The 781-nt window shown below is 60.6% G+C and carries 1 protein-coding gene; it reads left to right on the forward strand.

Going from position 1 to position 781, the window contains the following annotated elements; translation table 11 throughout:
* The coding region (locus EN935_RS38525; RefSeq protein ID WP_127374373.1) for an SDR family oxidoreductase at positions 1–657 on the forward strand (657 nt) is incomplete at its 5' end.
* Positions 658–781 lie beyond the last annotated feature (124 nt).

The raw sequence follows: 781 nt of genomic DNA on the forward strand, positions 1-781 counted from the left end.
CGTGAGGAGGCACAGGTGGCCGAGGCGGTCGCCAGGACCGTGGAAAAGTTCGGCGGCATCGACATCTGCGTCAACAATGCCAGCGCCATCCAGCTCACCGGCACGCTGGAAACCGACATGAAGCGCTACGACCTGATGCATCAGATCAACACGCGCGGCACCTTCCTGGTATCCAAAATGTGTATCCCGCACCTGAAGTTGGCTGCAAATCCTCACATCCTGAATCTGGCGCCGCCGCTCGACATGAAGGCCAAGTGGTTCAAGAACCACGTCGCCTACACCATGGCCAAGTTCGGCATGTCGATGTGCACGCTGGGCATGAGCGCCGAGTTCGCCAAGGACGGCATCGCGGTCAATTCGCTGTGGCCGATTTCGACCATCGATACGGCGGCGGTGCGCAATCTGCTCGGCGGCGCGACGGTGGCGGCGATGAGCCGATTGCCCGACATCATGGCCGATGCCGCGCACGCCATCTTCATGCGGCGGGCGCGCGAGGCATCAGGCAATTTCTACATCGACGAGGAGGTTCTGCGCGCCGAGGGCGTCAGCGACTTTTCGGTCTATGCGCCTGATGCGACCGGGCCTTTGGCCGGCGATTTTTTTGTCCCCGATGAGGTGTTTGCGCGGACGGACAGCAAGATCAAGAATATCTACTGACGAGGATCGAGCCGCCGGCGGTTTGTTTCGATAAGTAGGTCGAAGTCGAACAGCTCCGGCTCGCCGATTCATCGCCCTCGCCGATTGCCTGACGAAGTCGATCGAGCCTTGAAAGATCGTCCTC

Source organism: Mesorhizobium sp. M7D.F.Ca.US.004.03.1.1, assembly GCF_003998635.1.
Lineage (GTDB): Bacteria > Pseudomonadota > Alphaproteobacteria > Rhizobiales > Rhizobiaceae > Mesorhizobium > Mesorhizobium loti.